The 16,426-nt window shown below is 70.6% G+C and carries 15 protein-coding genes; all 15 read right to left on the reverse strand.

Translation table 11 applies throughout. The annotated features are described in order from the left end of the window. Positions 1 to 123: 123 nt before the first annotated feature. The 15 genes from HIR79_RS12370 to asd all read right to left on the reverse strand — a co-directional run bounded on the left by HIR79_RS12370 (position 124) and on the right by asd (position 16,385). On the reverse strand, positions 124 to 708 hold the full coding sequence (locus tag HIR79_RS12370) for a YceI family protein (protein ID WP_169958595.1): 585 nt from the start codon (positions 706 to 708) through the stop codon (positions 124 to 126). Positions 709 to 758: 50 nt separating this feature from the next. Next, positions 759 to 1,313 (reverse strand): cytochrome b, encoded by a 555-nt coding sequence (locus HIR79_RS12375; protein ID WP_169958596.1) that lies wholly within the window; start codon positions 1,311 to 1,313, stop codon positions 759 to 761. 100 nt (positions 1,314 to 1,413) lie between these two features. Further along, positions 1,414 to 2,097, reverse strand: coding sequence for a type 1 glutamine amidotransferase domain-containing protein (locus HIR79_RS12380; RefSeq protein WP_169958597.1), 684 nt, complete (start codon positions 2,095 to 2,097; stop codon positions 1,414 to 1,416). Positions 2,098 to 2,233: 136 nt separating this feature from the next. Next, a complete protein-coding gene (locus HIR79_RS12385; RefSeq protein ID WP_249322142.1) occupies positions 2,234 to 3,445 on the reverse strand; it encodes an O-succinylhomoserine sulfhydrylase in 1,212 nt (403 codons plus the stop codon). Continuing rightward, positions 3,438 to 4,958: an amidophosphoribosyltransferase gene (gene purF, locus HIR79_RS12390; protein WP_169958598.1), complete on the reverse strand. Its 1,521-nt coding sequence runs from the start codon at positions 4,956 to 4,958 to the stop codon at positions 3,438 to 3,440. The genes HIR79_RS12385 and purF overlap by 8 nt, the downstream gene beginning before the upstream one ends. Before the next feature lie 72 nt (positions 4,959 to 5,030). Continuing rightward, positions 5,031 to 5,588 carry a CvpA family protein gene (locus tag HIR79_RS12395; RefSeq protein ID WP_169958599.1) on the reverse strand — a complete coding sequence of 186 codons (558 nt, stop codon included), beginning with the start codon at positions 5,586 to 5,588 and terminating at the stop codon, positions 5,031 to 5,033. 1 nt (position 5,589) lies between these two features. After that, positions 5,590 to 6,300 (reverse strand): SPOR domain-containing protein, encoded by a 711-nt coding sequence (locus HIR79_RS12400; protein WP_169958600.1) that lies wholly within the window; start codon positions 6,298 to 6,300, stop codon positions 5,590 to 5,592. Further along, entirely contained in the window at positions 6,297 to 7,568 is a 1,272-nt protein-coding gene (gene folC / locus HIR79_RS12405) for a bifunctional tetrahydrofolate synthase/dihydrofolate synthase (protein WP_169958601.1), read from the reverse strand. Before folC ends, HIR79_RS12400 begins: the two co-directional genes overlap by 4 nt. Before the next feature lie 4 nt (positions 7,569 to 7,572). Continuing rightward, positions 7,573 to 8,589 (reverse strand): acetyl-CoA carboxylase, carboxyltransferase subunit beta, encoded by a 1,017-nt coding sequence (gene accD, locus HIR79_RS12410; protein WP_169958602.1) that lies wholly within the window; start codon positions 8,587 to 8,589, stop codon positions 7,573 to 7,575. A gap of 78 nt (positions 8,590 to 8,667) precedes the next feature. Continuing rightward, positions 8,668 to 9,483 carry a tryptophan synthase subunit alpha gene (gene trpA, locus HIR79_RS12415; RefSeq protein ID WP_169959579.1) on the reverse strand — a complete coding sequence of 272 codons (816 nt, stop codon included), beginning with the start codon at positions 9,481 to 9,483 and terminating at the stop codon, positions 8,668 to 8,670. 8 nt (positions 9,484 to 9,491) lie between these two features. Continuing rightward, positions 9,492 to 10,706, reverse strand: a complete 1,215-nt coding sequence (trpB, locus tag HIR79_RS12420; RefSeq protein WP_169958603.1) for a tryptophan synthase subunit beta — start codon at positions 10,704 to 10,706, stop codon at positions 9,492 to 9,494. Between the two features lie 92 nt (positions 10,707 to 10,798). Next, entirely contained in the window at positions 10,799 to 11,437 is a 639-nt protein-coding gene (locus HIR79_RS12425) for a phosphoribosylanthranilate isomerase (protein WP_169958604.1), read from the reverse strand. Then, positions 11,434 to 12,351, reverse strand: coding sequence for a tRNA pseudouridine(38-40) synthase TruA (truA, locus tag HIR79_RS12430; protein ID WP_169958605.1), 918 nt, complete (start codon positions 12,349 to 12,351; stop codon positions 11,434 to 11,436). Before truA ends, HIR79_RS12425 begins: the two co-directional genes overlap by 4 nt. Positions 12,352 to 12,357: 6 nt before the next feature. Next, a complete protein-coding gene (locus HIR79_RS12435; RefSeq protein WP_169958606.1) occupies positions 12,358 to 15,000 on the reverse strand; it encodes a FimV/HubP family polar landmark protein in 2,643 nt (880 codons plus the stop codon). A gap of 272 nt (positions 15,001 to 15,272) precedes the next feature. Beyond that, the gene (gene asd / locus HIR79_RS12440) at positions 15,273 to 16,385 is read right to left on the reverse strand and encodes an aspartate-semialdehyde dehydrogenase (protein WP_169958607.1); all 1,113 of its coding nucleotides are present in this window, start codon (positions 16,383 to 16,385) and stop codon (positions 15,273 to 15,275) included. Between the last annotated feature and the right edge of the window lie 41 nt (positions 16,386 to 16,426).

A 16,426-nucleotide genomic window follows, 5' to 3' on the forward strand; every position in this document is an offset into this window, starting at 1 on the left:
TCGTTGCGTCACGACCGCTCCATGGTGGTTCAGGGGGAGGCCATTCTAGCCGGCCACGCAAAGGCAGACACCCCCGGGGTTGCCGGGGGTGCCTGGGGCTATCGAGTCGAACTGCGCTGGGTCTTACTGGCGCACGCCCTCGAAGGTGACGTAGAGCTCGAGCTCATGCATCACTTCCGGGAAAGCGCTCATGTCGATGCCGAAGTCGCCCAGGGTCAGCATGGTGCTGCCCTCGAAGCCGGCGCGGTAGTTGCCCCAGGGGTCCTCGCCCTCGCCCATCAGCGTCACCGGCATCTCGATCTCGCGGGTCTCGCCCTTGAGGGTGAGCTCGCCGGTCAGGGTGCCTTCGTTGTCGCCGCTCGGCTCGAAGCCGGTGGAGACGAAGGTGGCGGTCGGATAGGTGCCGGCACTGAGGAAGTCGTCGGAGAGGAAGTGACGGTCACGCTCGGCGTGGTTGCTGTTCAGACTGGTCACGTCCACTTCCATCTCGACGCTGGACGCCTCGAGGTTGTCCGCGTCGTAGTGGAACTGGCCGGTGAAGGATTCGAAGTTGCCGAGGATGTAGGAGTAGCCGAGGTGGTTGATCTTGAACTGGACGAAGGCGTGCTGGCCTTCGGTATCCACCACGTAGTCGGCGGCCTGGACCTGGCTTGCGCCCACCAGGGCAACGGCACCGAAGGCGGCGGCGAGGGCGGTCTTCTTGAACATGGTCACTCTCCTTGTCGTTTGACGATCTGTCTTGCGGGGTTGAACGCGGCTCAGCGGCGACGGGAACGCGCCGGGTTGAGCATGCGGGTCAGGGTATCCTGACGATCCAGGAAATGATGCTTGAAGGCGGCCAGCACGTGGCCCGCGGCCAGTACCATCAGCGCCACGGCGGCATACCAGTGGATCTCGCCGGCGATGGTCTCCTGGTTGGGCAGGCGGCTGATCAGCGCCGGCACCTCGAACCAGTCGAACACGCTGATGCCGCGGCCGCGCGCGGTGGAGATCAGGTAGCCGCTGACCAGCACCACCAGCAGCAGCACATAGATCAGCACGTGGCCCAGATGAGCGGCCAGGCGCTCGAGCCGGCTGCCATGGGCCGCCGGCGTGGGGTTCACGAAGCGCCAGGCGAGGCGCAGCAGGGTGGCGAACAGCAGCAGCATGCCGATGGAGCGATGCCACCAGGGGGCGAGGTTGTACCAGGCATCGAAATACCCGAGCCCGGTCATCCACCAGCCCAGCGCGAAGAGGCCCACGATGGTCACGGCGCTGAGCCAGTGCAGGGTGATGCTGACGATGCCCCAGCCGGTACGGGAATTGCGCCACATGGCGTGCTGTCCTCGTGCTTAATCGAAAGTCGTACCAGCTTACCGCAGTGCATCATCAGCATCCGCTGAAAAAAGCCGAACCAACCGTTCGAAAGAACCGTTAGCTGGCTAGCGCCTCCAGCAGCAACCGGGCGGTGGGCGCGCTGGAAGCCGGGTTCTGCCCGGTGATCAGGAGACCATCGCGAAGCTGGAAGGGCGCGAAGTCGTCGGCGCTGCGCTGATAGTCGCCGCCCTGCGCCTTCAGGGCATCCTCGAGCAGGTGCGGCACCACGGCGGTGAGCCCCACGGCGTCCTCCTCGCTGTTGGCGAAACCGGTCACGCGCCGCCCCTTGACCAGCGGCTCGCCGGATGGGGTGCGCGCCTGCAGCAGCACCGTGGGGGCGTGGCAGACCGCCCCCACCGGCCGGTCGGCGGCCAGGAACGCCTCGATCAGTCGCTTTACCTCGGCATTGTCGGTGAGGTCCCAGAGCGGGCCGTGGCCGCCCGGGAAGAAGAGCGCGTCGAAGTCGCCGAGTGCCACCTCGGCGAGGGGCCGCGTGGCGGCCAGCTGCGCCTTGGCGGCGTCATCCGCCTCGAAGCGGCGCGTCTCCTCGGTGAGCGCCTCCTCGGCCAGGGAGTTGGGGTCCACCGGGGGCTGGCCGCCCTTCGGCGAGGCCAGGGTGATCTCGGCGCCGGCATCCTTGAAGACGTAGTAGGGGGCGGCGAACTCCTCCAGCCAGAAGCCTGTCGCGTGGCCGGTATCGCCCATGCGGTCATGAGAGGTGAGAACCATCAGGATCTTCATCGTTGCCCTCCTTGGGCGCCAGAATGAATGCGTGCCCTGATGAGATGGCCCCGACCGGCGAGAGTTCAAGGGCGAAGACGACAACGCCCGCCCCGCCGAGGGCGGGACGGGCGTCGAGCGGTGCCTGACGCGTGGGCTAGACCAGGGCGTCGAGGCCCCGGGCGAGGTCGGCACGGATATCGTCGATCGCCTCCAGCCCCACCGCGACGCGGATCAGCCCCTCCGCGATGCCGGCGGCGGCCTTCTGCTCCGGCGAGAGCCGGGCATGAGTGGTGGTGGCCGGGTGGGTGATGGTGGTCTTCACGTCCCCCAGGTTGCCGGTGATGGAGAGCAGCCGGGTGGCGTCGATCACCGACCAGGCCGCCTCGCGGCCGCCCCTGACTTCAAAGCCCAGCACCGCGCCGAAACCCTGCTGCTGGCGGGCGGCCAGAGCGTGCTGCGGGTGGCTCTCGAGACCGCTGTAGTGGACCCGCGCCACCGCCGGGTGCGCCTCGAGCCACTCGGCCAGGGCCTGGGCGTTCTCGCAGTGGGCCTTCATGCGCAGGGCCAGGGTCTCGAGCCCCTTGGTGAAGATCCAGGCGTTGAAGGGGCTCAGGCAGGGGCCGCAGGTACGCACCACCCCGAACACCTCCTCGAGCTCGGCCTCGCGCCCCACCACGGCGCCGCCGATCGCCCTGCCCTGCCCGTCCAGGTACTTGGTGGCGGAGTGGATCACCAGGTCCGCCCCGAGGTCCAGGGGGCGCTGCAGGGCCGGGGTCAGGAAGCAGTTGTCGATGGCGAGCAGCGCATCGTGGCGATGGGCGATCTCGGCGAGCGCCGCGATATCGACCAGCTCGGAAAGCGGATTCGACGGCGTCTCGGCGAACAGCAGCTTCGTGGCCGGCGTCATCGCCGCCTCCCAGGCGGCGAGGTCGGCGAGCTCCACGTAGCGGGTGGTGATGCCGAGCTTGCCCAGGTACTTGTCGAACAGGCTCACCGTGGAGCCGAACAGCGAGCGCGAGGCGACGATCTCGTCGCCGGCCGACAGCAGCGCCAGGGCGGTGGAGAGGATCGCGGCCATGCCGGAGCTGGTGGCCACGCAGCGCTCGCCGCCCTCCAGCGCCGCCAGGCGCTGCTCGAAGGTGCGCACCGTGGGGTTGGTGAAACGCGAGTAGATGTTGCCCGGGACCTCGCCGGCGAACTTGGCCGCCGCCTCGGCCGCGCTCTCGTAGACGAAGCTCGAGGTCGGGAAGATCGGCTCGGCGTGCTCCTGCTCATGGGTGCGCTCGTGACCGGCGCGGATGGCCAGGGTCGCCAGCGCCCACTCCTCCTCGGGAGGTGCGTGCGGATCCATGGGGGCCTCAGTCATCGATGTCGTCCTGGTTGTGCACGCCGACCAGGGCGTGGTCGCCGGCGCTCTGCTGCTGCTTGGCATCGTCGCTGCGCGAGGCCTCGAGGTCGGCCAGGTAGGCGGCGTCGATATCGCCGGTGACGTAGTTGCCGTCGAACACCGAGCAGTCGAAGGCGTCGAGGTTGGGGTTCACCTCGCGACAGGCGGTCTTCAGGTCCTCGAGGTCCTGGTAGAAGATGCGATCGGCGCCGATCAGCTCCCCCACCTCGGCCTCGCTGCGCCCGTGGGCGATCAGCTCGCTGGCCGCCGGCATGTCGATACCGTAGACGTTGGGGTAGCGCACCGGCGGCGCGGCGGAGGCGAAGTAGACCTTGTTGGCGCCGGCCTCCCGGGCCATCTGGATGATCTGCTTGCAGGTGGTGCCGCGCACGATGGAGTCGTCCACCAGCAGCACGTTCTTGCCCTCGAACTCCACGCCGATGGCGTTGAGCTTCTGGCGAACCGACTTCTTGCGCTGGGTCTGGCCGGGCATGATGAAGGTGCGCCCGATGTAGCGGTTCTTCATGAAGCCCTCGCGGTAGGTCACCCCCAGGTGCTGGGCGAGCTCCAGGGCGGAGGTGCGCGAGGTGTCGGGAATCGGGATCACCACGTCGATGTCGTGCTCCGGCCACTCGCTCTGGATGCGGTCGCCGAGCTTGCGCCCCATCTCCATGCGGGTGCCGTAGACATAGGCGCCGTCGAGGATGGAGTCAGGGCGCGCCAGGTAGACGTGCTCGAAGATGCAGGGCGCCAGCATCGGATGATCGGCGCACTGTTGGGTGTGGATCTGGCCCGCCATGTCGACGAAGATCGCCTCGCCCGGGTCCAAGTCGCGGTGCAGCTCGAAGCCGCCGACGTCCAGTGCCACCGACTCGGAGGCGATCATCACCTCCTGGCCCTGTCCCTCGTCGCGGGTGCCGAAGACCACCGGACGGATGCCGTGGGGGTCGCGGAAGGCCACCAGGCCCACGCCGTTGATGATCGCCACCGCGGCGTAGCCGCCCTTGCAGCGGCGGTGGACCCGGCGCACGGCATCGAAGATGTCACCGGGCGACAGGTGCAGGCCCTGCTTGCCCAGCTCGTGAGCGAAGACGTTGAGCAGCACCTCGGAGTCGGAGCTGGTGTTGATATGGCGCAGATCCGAGGTGAACAGCTCCTGCTTGAGCTGATCGGAGTTGGTGAGGTTGCCGTTGTGGGCCAGGGCGATGCCGTAGGGGGAGTTGACGTAGAACGGCTGCGACTCCGCCTCGCTGGAGGAGCCAGCGGTGGGATAGCGCACGTGGCCGATGCCCAGGTTGCCCTTGAGGCGGGCCATGTGGCGGGTGTGGAAGACGTCCCGCACCAGCCCGTTGCTCTTGCGCAGCAGGAAGCGGCCCTCATGCCAGGTCATCATGCCGGCGGCGTCCTGTCCGCGATGCTGAAGCACCGTCAGGGCGTCATAGATGCCCTGGTTCACCGCCTGCTTGGCCAGAAGGCCCACGATACCGCACATTCCACCTTACCTCGCTTGCCTGGAGCTTGCTTTGGAGAATCGGGGTGGGCGCACCCACCCCCAAGTCGTCTGTCAGGGGTTGTCCCGGTCGGCGGCCTCGCCGCGCCCGGGAAGGGAAATCTCGCCGAGAGACCCCGGGGTCTCGGGCAGCCGCCCCTCCCAGGCCTCGAACTGGCTGACCGCCCAGTCGCGCAGCTGCTCGAAGTGGGGGCGCAGCTCGGCCTCCTGCCACGCCTCGAGCTGAGCCAGCGGGGTCAGGCCGATGACGATGGTGGCCAGCACCAGGATCGCCGCGCCCTTGGCGGCGCCGAAGGCGGCCCCCATCACCCGGTTGAAGAGGCCCATGCCCACCCACTCCACCGCGGCATGGACCAGGCGGATGACGATGCCGCAGAGCAGCACCACGCCGAAGATCACCAGCACGAAGGCCAGCACCAGGCGGCCGTCGGCGTTGTCGATCAGCCCGGCGAGCAGGTCCGCCACCGGCTGGGCCAGCACCCGGGCGGCGAGCAGGGCGATGACCCAGGCGGCCAGGCCCAGGGCCTCGCGGATCAGCCCGCGCAGGAAGCCGGTCACCGCGGTGACCGTCAGCAGGGCGATGAACAGCCAGTCCAGCCAGGTCAGCGCCATCTCAGTTCCTCGCCCGCACCAGCAGGCCCTGGAGGTTGGCCCGGGACTTGAGCTCGTTCATGGCCCGCTCGCCCTCCTCGGAGGTGCCATAGGGGCCCGCATAGACCGTGGTCAGGTTGTTGTCGCGGGGCTGGCTGTAGGCCGGGAAGCCCTGCTCGCGCAGCTGCTGAAGCAGGCGCTCGGCGTTGGCCGGCTCGCCGAAGCTGCCCACCTGGACCGCCCACTCGCCGCCGGAGGCGGCGGGCGCCGGCGTGGCGGCGGACTGGCTGCGGCTCTCGGCCAGGCGCTGGTCGGCGGCCCGAGCCAGCTCGGCGATGGGGTCCGGGGCCGGAGTCGGCGTGGGTTCGGCCCGGGGGCTCGGCGTCGCATCGACGACGGGCGGCACCATCACCTCGGCGGGCGCCTCGGCCCGGGTCAGCTGCTCGGCGGCCTCCTCGGCGATCTCGGCGACCTCTTCCACGGGAGCATCGTCGCGCAGCGCCTCATCCTCGTCAGGCATCGCCATGGGCCCACCGAACTCGCCGAGGCTCGACGGGGGCCGGGGCTCCGGCACCTCGATGCGCGGCACCTCGATGGGCTGCTCGATGGTCAGCACCGGCTGGGGCCTCTCGCTGCGGGGGGCCGGCTCGCTGAACAGCAGGGGCACGAAGATCACCGCCAGGGCAATCAGAATCACCGCACCGCTGATGCGCTCACGCCATCCATATTTCATCGGGCTTCCTCGCTGCCACCTGTGTCCTGATCAGTCTGACCCGCCGACGGGCGCTGCGCCAGCCACTCGAGCACCTCGCCCACGGTGAAGAAGGAGCCGCACACCAGCACGCGATCCTTCGGCGCCAGCCGCTCGGCCAGCCAGGCCGCGGCCTCACTCGGCGAGCCGCCCCGGTGCGCCACCGAGGCGCCCTGCCCGGCCAGGCGCTCGGCCAGGTCGTCGGCGCGGCGTGCTCGCTCGCCGGCCAGGCTCGCGGTGACCCAGCCATCCACCGCCGGGGCGAGCGCGGCGATCACGCCGTCGGCATCCTTGTCGCCGAGCATGGCCAGCAGGGCCCAGGTGCGTCCCGCACAGGGCGCGGCCGCCAGCCGCTCGGCCAGGTAACGGGCGGCATGGGGGTTGTGACCCACGTCGAGGCACCACTGCCCCAGCCACTGCATGCGGCCGGGCAGGCGCACCTCGGTCAGCGCTCGGCGGCAGGCCGCCGGATCGAGGGCCACCCCGGCAAGCTCGAGGGCCTTCAGCGCCGTGGCGGCGTTGTCCAGGGGCAGGCCGGGGTCGGGGAGGCTATCGTCCCACCGGAAGTCATCGCCCAGGGCGAAGACCCGGGCGCCGAGCTCGGCGGCCACCTGGCGCACGCTGGCCGGCAGCTCACGACTGCCGAGCACCGCGGGGCGCCCGGGGCGCAGGATGCCGGCCTTCTCGCGGCCGATCTGCTCGAGATCGGTGCCCAGGAAGGCGGCGTGATCCTGGGCCACGGTGGTCACCACCGCGACGTCCGGGTCGATGATATTGACCGCGTCCAGGCGCCCGCCGAGGCCCACCTCGAGCAGGGCGATGTCCGCCGGGTGCTGGGCCATGGCCCAGAGCGCGCCGAGGGTGCCCACCTCGAAGTAGGTCAGGCTGACCGTCTCGCCATCCAGCCGCGCCGCCTCGACGGCGGCGAAGCCCGCCATCAGGATGGCATCAGAGGCCTCCTGGCCGTCGAGGCGCAGGCGCTCGTTGTAGCGGATCAGGTGCGGGGAGGTATAGGTGGCGGTGGTCAGGCCGTGGGCCCGGGCGAGCGCCTCCAGCATGGCCACGGTGGAGCCCTTGCCGTTGGTGCCGGCTACGGTGATCACCCGGCCGGCGATGGGGCGCGCCAGCAGCCCCATGCGGCGGGCAACCTCGGCCACGCGATCGAGGCCGAGGTCGATGCCCACGGGATGGGCGGCTTCCAGCCGAGCCAGCCAGGCCTCGAGCGTGGTGGGCAGTGCCACGTTGCTCATCGGCTCAGCGACGGCCGTCGTCCCGGGCGTCATCGCCGGGCGGGGGCGTCGCCTCGTCGGCGCCGGGCGCGCTCTCCGCCGGCTCGACGCTCTCCTGGGCTTCGGCCTGCTCCGCGGCGTCCACCAGGTCGGGTTCGTCGGCGGGCAGCTCGGGGAGCCCCAGGGCGGGCTGGTGGGTCAGCTTGCGCAGCACCGCCCCCAGGCGGTCGCGCATCTCGCCGCGGCGCACGATCATGTCGACGACGCCGTGGTCGAGCAGGAACTCGCTGCGCTGGAAGCCCTCGGGCAGCTTCTCGCGCACGGTCTGCTCGATGACGCGCGGGCCGGCGAAGCCGATCAGCGCATTGGGCTCGGCCACGTTGAGGTCGCCCAGCATGGCCAGCGACGCCGAGACGCCGCCGAACACCGGGTCGGTGAGCACCGAGATGTAGGGCACGCCGGCCTGCTTGAGCTTCTCGAGGGCGGCGGAGGTCTTGGCCATCTGCATCAGCGAGAAGAGCGCCTCCTGCATGCGCGCCCCGCCGGAGGCAGAGAAGCAGATCAGCGGAATGCGCTCGTCATGGGCCAGGGTGGCGGCGCGCACGAACTTCTCGCCCACCACGGCGCCCATGGAGCCGCCCATGAAGCTGAATTCGAAGGCCACCACCACCACCGGCAGGCCATCGAGGCGCCCGCGCATGGCGATCAGGGCGTCCTTCTCGCCGGTCTCCTTCTGGGCCGCCGTCAGGCGGTCCTTGTACTTCTTGGAGTCGCGGAACTTGAGGCGATCGACGGGCTCCACCTCGGCGGCGATCTCCTCGCGGCCCTCCTTGTCGAGGAACCAGTCGAGGCGCTTGCGCGCGGTGAGCCGCAGGTGGTGGTCACACTTGGGGCAGACGTTATGGTGCTTGTCGAGTTCGGGCAGGTAGAGCACCGCCTCGCACTTGGGACACTTGCGCCACAGACCATCCGGCACACTGGCGCGGCGGTCCTTGCGCTGGATACGCCCCATGGAGGGCACGATCTTGTCTAGCCAGCTCATGTCAGAAGGGTTCCGTCATGTGGTCGGCGCCCGGTCCTGGCCGGGCGCGTGGGTCGAATCCTGTGGCGAAGGCGCCGCTCAGCTCGCGCTCATGGCGTCCAGGGCCTGGCGCATCTCGCCAAGCACCGCCTTGAGCTCGCCGGCGATCACCTCGGGACGCTCGGCATTCTCGGCGATGCGACTGACCAGCGCCGAGCCGACGATCACACCGTCGGCCACGCGCCCCACCTCGGCGGCCGAGGCGCCGTCGCGAATGCCGAAGCCGACGCACAGCGGCAGGTCGGTCTGTGCGCGCAGCGGGGCCAGGTGGTCGGCCACGTCGGCGGCATCCAGGCTGGCAGAGCCGGTCACGCCCTTGAGCGAGACATAGTAGAGATAGCCTTCGCCGTGGGCGCATATTGTAGCGGCCCGGGCACCGGAAGTGGTAGGGGCGACGAGGAAGATCGAGGCGAGCCCGTGGGACTTGAGCAGGGGGCCGAGCTCCTCGGCCTCCTCCGGGGGCATGTCCACGGTCAGCACGCCGTCGACGCCAGCCGCCGCGGCCTGCTCGGCGAAGGCGGCGAGGCCGATGCGCTCCATGGGGTTCAGGTAGCCCATCAGCACCACCGGGGTGGCGGTGTCGGTCTGGCGGAACTCGCGCACCATCTCGAACAGGTGGGAGAGGCGCACGCCGTGCTTGAGCGCCCGCTCGCAGGCCTTCTGGATCACCGGACCGTCGGCCATGGGATCGGAGAAGGGCACGCCCAGCTCGATCACGTCGGCGCCCGCCTCCACCAGGGCGTGCATGAAGCCCACGGTGTACTGGGGCGCCGGGTCGCCGGCGGTGATGAAGGGAATCAGCGCGCGACGGCCCTGGGCCTTGAGCTCGGCGAAGCGTTGGTCGATACGGTTCATCATGTCCCTCAGATCTCGATGCCGTCGAGCTTGGCGACGGTCAGGATGTCCTTGTCGCCGCGGCCCGAGAGGTTGACGACGATGTTCTGGTCGGGGCGCATGGTGGGCGCCAGCACCTTGGCGTAGGCCAGGGCGTGGGCGGACTCCAGGGCCGGCATGATCCCCTCGACGCGGGTCAGCTCGCGGAAGGCGGCGAGCACGGCATCGTCGTTGGCGGCCACGTAGTTGACCCGCCCCACGTCCTTCCACAGGGCGTGCTCGGGGCCGACGCCCGGGTAGTCCAGGCCGGCGGAGATGGAGTGGGTATTGGAGACCTGGCCACCCTCGTCGGACATCAGGTAGGTACGGTTGCCGTGCAGCACGCCGCGGGGCGCGCCCGAGGAGAGCGGCGCGGCGTGGCGGCCGGTCTCGACGCCGTCGCCGCCGGCCTCGACGCCGTACATCACCACCTCGTCATCCTCGACGAAGGGGTAGAAGAGCCCCATGGCGTTGGAGCCGCCGCCGACGCAGGCGACCAGGGCGTCGGGCAGCTTGCCGAACTCCTCGAGGGACTGGCGGCGCGCCTCGCGCCCCACCACCGAGTTGAAGTCGCGCACCAGCATCGGGTAGGGGTGCGGACCCGCCACGGTGCCGATGATGTAGAAGGTGTCGTCGACGTTGGTGACCCAGTCGCGCAGCGCCTCGTTCATGGCGTCCTTGAGGGTGCGGGTGCCGGACTCCACCGAGATGACGTTGGCGCCCAAGAGGCGCATGCGATAGACGTTGAGCTTCTGGCGCTGGATGTCCTCGGCGCCCATGTAGACGTCGCACTTGAGCCCCAGGCGCGCCGCCACGGTGGCGGTGGCCACGCCGTGCTGGCCGGCGCCGGTCTCGGCGATCACCCGCGGCTTGCCGCTCTTCTTGGCGAGCAGCGCCTGGCCGATGGTGTTGTTCACCTTGTGGGCGCCGGTGTGGTTGAGGTCTTCGCGCTTGAGCCAGATCTGTGCCCCACCCAGCTGCTTCGACCACCGCTCGGCATGATAGAGCGGCGAAGGACGCCCCACGTAGTGGGCCAGGTCATAGTCGAATTCCGCCTGGAAGGCCGGGTCGTCGCGAAGACTCAGGTAGGTCTTCTCCAGCTCGTCCAGGGCGAAGCTCAGGGTCTCCGAGACGAACCGGCCGCCGTAGGGGCCAAAGTGGCCGCGGGCGTCCGGCAGTCGGGTCAGGTCACTGAACTTGCTCACGAAAGACACCTCACTAGGTCGCCAGAAGGCAAAGGGATGAAAAACGGGTGATGCCGCGCCATGAAAGGCGCCGGGCACTGGCCGGGGGTGCGTCAGCGCGCCAGGCGCGCCGCGTCCCCTCGGCCCACGGCCTCGAGAAAGGCCGCGATGCGTCCGGCATCCTTGATGCCGGGCGCGGCCTCGACGCCGCCGGAAACATCCACCGCGAAGGGCGCCACGGTGGCGATGGCCTCGGCCACATTGTCGGCAGCGAGGCCTCCGGCGAGGATAACAGGTTTTGCCAGCCCTGCGGGGATTCGCGACCAGTCGAAGGTCTCGCCGGTGCCGCCCGGGACCCCGGGGCGGTAGGCGTCGAGCAGCAGCGCCCGCGCCCCGCGATAGGCTTCGGCGGCGGCATGCAGATCGAGGTCGTCGCGCATGCGCAGCGCCTTGATCCAGGGGCGTCGGAAGGCCTCGCAGAAGGCCGGCGGCTCGTCGCCGTGGAACTGCAGCAGGTCGAGGTGCGCGGCACAGCGCTCGATCAGCGCCGGTTCCTGGTCGACGAAGAGCCCCACCCGGGTGACGAAGGCCGGCACCCGTGCGGCGAGCGCGGCCAGGCGCGCCTCGTCCACGGCACGCTTGCTGCCGGGCCAGAGCACGAAGCCGAGCGCGTCGGCACCGGCCGCCACGGCGGCATCGACGTCCTCGGGCCGGGTCAGGCCGCACAGTTTCACCCGTGTGCGCTGCATCATGGCGCCTCCCCGGCCGCCACCGGCCGGCCGCGGCGAAACTCCACCATGGGACAGTCGGGCAGCGGCCGCTCGCCGGTCCACTCGCCGAGGAAGGCGAGCAGATTGGGGCCCAGCGGCTCGCGGGGCAGGCCCCAGCTCTCGTCGTAGAGGGAGTCCACGAAGTGCAGGCCGCAGGCAGGTGCGGTGACGTCAGCCAGGGTGCGGTCCTTGAGGGCCATCAGCTCGGCCAGGTACTCCTCGCCGCGCTCGCCGCGACCCACGGTGACCAGGGCGCCGACGATGTTGCGGATCATGTGGTGCAGGAAGGCGTTGCCCTGGACGTCCACCACCACCAGCGGGCCGTGGCGGTGCACCTCGATGAAGTGCAGATGGCGCCAGGGGGTCTTCGACTGGCAGCCGGCGGCCCGGAAACTGGAGAAGTCGTGCTCGCCCACCAGCACCTGGGCGGCGCGGTGCATGGCCTCGGCGTCCAGGGGGTCGCGACACCAGGTGACGTTGGCGCGTTCCAGCACCGGGCGGCTGGGCTGGTTGAGCAGGATGTAGCGATAGCGGCGCGCCAGGGCCTTGAAGCGGGAGTGGAAGCTCTCGGGCACCTCCTTGACCCAGCGCACGGCGACGTCCCGCGGCAGGTTGGCATTGACGCCGAACACCCAGGCCTTCTGGGAGCGCGGCACCGGCGGGTCGAAGTGGATGACCTGGCGCGTGGCATGCACGCCGGAGTCGGTGCGCCCGCTGGCATGGATGCGGATCGGCTGGCCGGCCACCCGGCCCAGGGCCTGCTCCAGCGCCCCCTGCACGGAGGGCGAATGCTTGAGGTATTGCCAGCCGCAGTAGGCACTGCCGTCATACTCGACCCCCATGGCCAGGCGGCCGGCCAGGGGGGTGCGATCATCGAGAAGCTGAAAGAGGGTCATGCGGAATCAGGGGTCCAGTCGGCCAAGCAGCGCGCGGGCCTCGTCGCGGATGGCGGGGTCGTCGCTCTCGGCCAGCTCGGCGAGGAGCTCACGGGCGCGACCGGCCTCGCCGGCATCGACCAGGCGCCGGGCCTCGGCCAGACGCTCCGGGGCGGCGCCGGGTGAAAAGCCGCCATTATCCGCCTCGAGGGGCGGGAAGGAAACCTCCTCCACCTCCCACTCCTGGGGAAGCTCGTCGTCGTCGCCGTCCGGGGCGCTTTCGCCGCCCTTCTCCGGGGTGAAGTCGATGCCCGGCTGCATGGGCGTCTCCTCCCTGGGCGCCGGCGAGGGATCCAGCGCCGGGGGGCGGTAGTCGATGATCTCGCTGCCATCCTCGAGGCGCCGGGTGGTGACCTGAAGCGGCTCGGGCTCGGGCTCGGGTTCGGATGAAAGCTCGGGCTCGGGCTCGGGCTCGACCCGGGGCTCATGCTCCTCGGGTGCCGCCGGCGCCTCCATGGACGCGGGACGACGGTAGGCGTCGGCATCCGGGGCCGCCTGGACCTGGACCGGGGCAGCGGTCTCTTGCGCCTCCTCCCCTGGTGCGTCGAGCCCCTCCTCGCCGCTCTCATCGCCGGCCTCGTCGAAGACCCGCGGCGCACGCTCGGCGGGCCTGTTGAACACCGCGGGCTCCGCGGTGGCACCGGCGGCACCTGTAGCGCCGGCGGCCGCCGAAGTCAGGCCGTGGTGCGCCAGCAGGCGCTCCACCTCGTCGCGCACGGCGGGATTACCGCCCTCGCGCAGCCGGGCGGCCTCGCGCTCGACCTCGTCACGGCTACCCTGCTCCAGATGGACATTGAGCAGCTTGAGGCGCAGGTCGTCGCGCTCCGGCTCCCGGGCGAGACTGGCCTCGAGCAGCTCACGCGCCTGGTCGTAGCGCCCATAGGCGATGAAGATATCGGCCTCGCTGATCGCCTCGGCCTGAGGCAGCGAACCCTGCACCGAGGGCGCGGCGGGCGTGACCGCGGCAAGGCCTGCGGCCTCGGGCTGCCCCGGGGCCGGGGCGCCCGGCACGACCACTCGCACCGGGCCGACACCCGCCGCGGCAGGCGCCCCCTCCTGGCGGCGACGGCGTCGCACCGCCAGCCACAGCGCCAGCAGCGCGGCCAGTCCGGCGCCGCCCAGCATCAGGTTGCGGTCGAGCTCGCCCTGGTAGATCGCCCCCCACCAGGGGCGCTCCTCTGCCGTGCCCCCGGGAGGCGCGATACCGCCGGTGCCGGGGCCATCGCCCCCGGCACCGCCGGCGGCCAGCGCCGCCAGCTGCTCGCGCAGGACGGCCAGCTCATCGCGCATCTCCGTGAGCTCCTCCTGTAGCTGGTCCCGCTCGCCCTGCACCGCCTCGAGGGCGTCACGCCGCTCGAGCCACTGGCTCTCCAGGCGCAGCAGACGCTCGTCGCTGCTCAACTCGCCATCGCCATAGAGGGTGGCCAGCAGCTCGGGGTCGACCATGACCTGGGGAGCGCCCGATGCCTCGCCGGCCTCGGCGACGCCATCCCCGGCCTCCTCGGCGGGCGCCTCCCCGGCCGCCTGGTCCTCGCCACCTTCACTCGCTTCGCCAGGGGTAGCCCCCTCGGCCGCCAGTTGGGCATCGGTGAGCAGGGTGAGTCGCGGCGTCTCGGGCTCCTCTGCCGATGCCGCCGGGGCCTGCTCCTCGGCGGGCTGCACGACCTCGGCCGCCGGCTCGGCAGCGTCGGCTGGCGGCTCGACGGCGGGGGCCGGCGCCTCGGCAGGGGCGGCCTCCGGCGGCGGGGCAGCCGCTGGGGCGACCGCCGCCACAGGCTCGCCGGGGGCCGCCCCGCCCAGCGCGACACGCGCCGGCGCACCGCCACCGCGGTTGGCCCAGGCCCGGTTCATCTCGGCGACGATGCGATCCGCCTCGCCCCCAGAGCGTGCGGCAATCCGCTCGCGACTCGGCACCACCAGGCTGAAGCCGGCGCGCATGGCATTGATGTTCCCGGAGGGGAAGACCTCGGGGTTCGCCTCCACCAGGGCCACCATCATCTGGTTCATGCTGATGCCGCTGTCCGGGCGCAGGCGCCCCGCCACGGCCCACAGGGTATCGCCGCTGCTCACCCAGGTCGGACCACCGCTGCCGGCGGGTGCCGCGGCGGTACGCACCGCCGGGGCCTGAGCCTGCGCCGAGGGAGCGGCGGCCGGCGGCGCCGAGACGACAGGCGCCGCCACGCGCCGGCTGCCCACCACCAGGGCCGGCATCTGGTCGTAGTCCGGGGGGTCGAGCAGCAGGGTGACCTCGCGCAGCTGCTGGCCGCCCGGCCAATCGAAGCGCAGCAGCAGATCGAGCCAGGGCTCGCGGACCGGCCGCTCGGTGGTCAGCTCCACCACCAGGCGCCCCTGGCGCTGCTCCACCGCCAGCCTGACGCTCGCCGCCAGGGGCGTGCGCGGCAGGCCCGCCGCCGCGAAGGCCCGCTCGTCCGCCACCGAGACATTGAGCAGCCCGGGCTGAATCCCCGCGGCATCGGTAAGCGGCAGGGTGGCGCGCAGCGGTGCGTTCAGCGTGGAGCGCACCTCCGCCTCCCCCAGCCCCAGGGCCAAGGCCAGCGGGCTGGCAGCGGAAAGCGAAAGCAGCATGGCGAGTGTCAGCTTGCGTTTCATGGAGGTCCCTTGCGTCCGTCGGCAGTACCAGGCGGCCAGGCCGCGGCACCGATGCCATGTCGTTGTATCGATAGGGTACCTGTGTACCATATTTGCCGCCGCGACGCGCCTGAGCGGGGTCATGCCAAGCGTCACCCCTTCAACGTAAGCCATTGATCCGCGCCTCGCGAATCAACGCCCCATGCCCCCACAGCAGAGCGGGGCGCCCCCGAAGGTGGCGCCCCGCTGTCACTGGCCCCGCGGCAGGCAGCCGCGGGCGCACCTGGCGACGCTTACTGCTCGCGCAGGATCTTGAGCATGCGCTTGAGCGGCTCGGCGGCGCCCCACAGCAGCTGGTCGCCGACGCTGAAGGCGGAGAGGTACTCGCCGCCCATGGCCAGCTTGCGCAGGCGCCCCACCGGAATGGTGAGAGTGCCGGTGGCGGCGGCCGGGGTCAGGTCGCGGATGGTGGCCTCCTTGTCGTTCGGGACCACCTTGACCCAGTCGTTGTGCCTGGCGATGCGCTCCTCGATCTCGTCGAGGGGCACGTCCTTCTTCAGCTTGATGGTGAAGGCCTGGCTGTGGGAGCGCATGGCGCCGATGCGCACGCAGAGCCCGTCGATGGGGATGGGGTTCGCCTGGAGGCCGAGGATCTTGTTGGTCTCGACGCTGCCCTTCCACTCCTCGCGGCTCTGGCCGTTGTCGAGCTTGGTGTCGATCCACGGCAGCAGGCTGCCGGCCAGCGGGGCGGTGAAGTTCTCGGTGGGGAACGCGCCCGAGCGCATGGTCTCGGTGACCTTGCGGTCGATGTCGAGGATGGCGCTGGCCGGGTCGGCGAGCTCGTCGGCCACGCTGTCGCGCAGGGCGCCCATCTGGCTGAGCAGCTCGCGCATGTGCTTGGCGCCGGAGCCGGAGGCGGCCTGGTAGGTCATGGAGGTCATCCACTCCACCAGGTCGGCCTCGAACAGGCCACCCAGGCCCATCAGCATCAGGCTGACGGTGCAGTTGCCGCCGACGAAGGTGCGGGCGCCGCGCGCCAGCTGGGCGTCGATGACGTGGCGGTTGACCGGGTCGAGGATGATGGTGGCCTCATCCTCCATGCGCAGGGTGCTGGCGGCGTCGATCCAGTAGCCCTTCCAGCCGCCGCTGCGCAGGTCGCCGTAGACGGCCTTGGTGTAGTCGCCGCCCTGGCAGGTGATGATGACGTCCAGCGCCTTGAGCGCCTCGAGGTCGAAGGCATCCTTCAGCGGAGGCACGTCCACGCCGACGTCGGGGCCGGCCTGGCCGACCTGGGAGGTGGTGAAGAAGACCGGCTCGATGCCGTTGAAGTCCCCATCTTCCACCATGCGCTGCATGAGCACGGAACCGACCATGCCGCGCCAACCGACGAAACCGACTTTCAACATGTGAAGTCCTCCAGTAATCGAATGTGGGTCAACATTATACA

The sequence above is a fragment of the Halomonas sp. PGE1 genome, assembly GCF_013000985.1.
In the GTDB taxonomy this organism is placed as follows: Bacteria; Pseudomonadota; Gammaproteobacteria; order Pseudomonadales; family Halomonadaceae; genus Halomonas; species Halomonas alkalicola.

Coding starts and splice junctions, on each gene's coding strand:
- accD (WP_169958602.1), bottom strand. CDS start 8,589: ATGAGCTGGCTAGACAAGATCGTGCCCTCCATGGGGCGTATCCAGCGC.
- HIR79_RS12400 (WP_169958600.1), bottom strand. CDS start 6,300: ATGAAATATGGATGGCGTGAGCGCATCAGCGGTGCGGTGATTCTGATT.
- HIR79_RS12380 (WP_169958597.1), bottom strand. CDS start 2,097: ATGAAGATCCTGATGGTTCTCACCTCTCATGACCGCATGGGCGATACC.
- truA (WP_169958605.1), bottom strand. CDS start 12,351: ATGACCCTCTTTCAGCTTCTCGATGATCGCACCCCCCTGGCCGGCCGC.
- HIR79_RS12435 (WP_169958606.1), bottom strand. CDS start 15,000: ATGAAACGCAAGCTGACACTCGCCATGCTGCTTTCGCTTTCCGCTGCC.
- HIR79_RS12375 (WP_169958596.1), bottom strand. CDS start 1,313: ATGTGGCGCAATTCCCGTACCGGCTGGGGCATCGTCAGCATCACCCTG.
- folC (WP_169958601.1), bottom strand. CDS start 7,568: ATGAGCAACGTGGCACTGCCCACCACGCTCGAGGCCTGGCTGGCTCGG.
- purF (WP_169958598.1), bottom strand. CDS start 4,958: ATGTGCGGTATCGTGGGCCTTCTGGCCAAGCAGGCGGTGAACCAGGGC.
- HIR79_RS12425 (WP_169958604.1), bottom strand. CDS start 11,437: ATGATGCAGCGCACACGGGTGAAACTGTGCGGCCTGACCCGGCCCGAG.
- HIR79_RS12370 (WP_169958595.1), bottom strand. CDS start 708: ATGTTCAAGAAGACCGCCCTCGCCGCCGCCTTCGGTGCCGTTGCCCTG.
- asd (WP_169958607.1), bottom strand. CDS start 16,385: ATGTTGAAAGTCGGTTTCGTCGGTTGGCGCGGCATGGTCGGTTCCGTG.
- HIR79_RS12395 (WP_169958599.1), bottom strand. CDS start 5,588: ATGGCGCTGACCTGGCTGGACTGGCTGTTCATCGCCCTGCTGACGGTC.
- trpA (WP_169959579.1), bottom strand. CDS start 9,483: ATGAACCGTATCGACCAACGCTTCGCCGAGCTCAAGGCCCAGGGCCGT.
- HIR79_RS12385 (WP_249322142.1), bottom strand. CDS start 3,445: ATGACTGAGGCCCCCATGGATCCGCACGCACCTCCCGAGGAGGAGTGG.